This window comes from Paracoccus niistensis (assembly GCF_042432925.1).
GTDB lineage: Bacteria > Pseudomonadota > Alphaproteobacteria > Rhodobacterales > Rhodobacteraceae > Paracoccus > Paracoccus niistensis.
On record NZ_JBHLWE010000005.1, the window covers coordinates 96,177 to 96,630 of the forward strand.

A 454-nucleotide genomic window follows, 5' to 3' on the forward strand; every position below is an offset into this window, starting at 1 on the left:
TGCTGCTGTCCTTCCCGGCTGACCTGTCGCCCCGGAAGGCGCTACGGATCGCGGAAGCTTGGGCCTTCGAGATGTTCCAGTCGGGCGTGCATGTTGACGACCAGTGGTCCTATGTGGCGGCGCTGCACACCGATCGAGCGCATCCCCACGTCCACATCGTCCTGAACAATCGAGGACTGCACAACGACGACTGGTTCTACATCGCTCGCGACCACGTGTTCTGCCTCGACATGATGAAGGAGCGCCTGGTCGAACTGGCGGCCGACATCGGCGTGGAATTGGATGCGTCCTCGCGCCTGGAGCGCGGCATTCTGACCTACGGGCCGACCCGGGCCGAGATCGAGGGCGCCAAGCGCGAGAAACGGCGCGTCCACGAGCGCAAGCTGCACGGGCAGGCGCTGGAGGACGGGCTGGCGGTGGTCGAGCAGAGCGCCGCCACCCTGCGGATGCTGGC

At 66.3% G+C, this 454-nt stretch carries 1 protein-coding gene; it reads left to right on the plus strand.

Annotated elements, in window-relative coordinates; genetic code table 11:
* Positions 1-454: relaxase/mobilization nuclease domain-containing protein (locus ACFFII_RS02105; protein ID WP_377697233.1), on the plus strand; the 454-nt coding region annotated here is incomplete at both ends.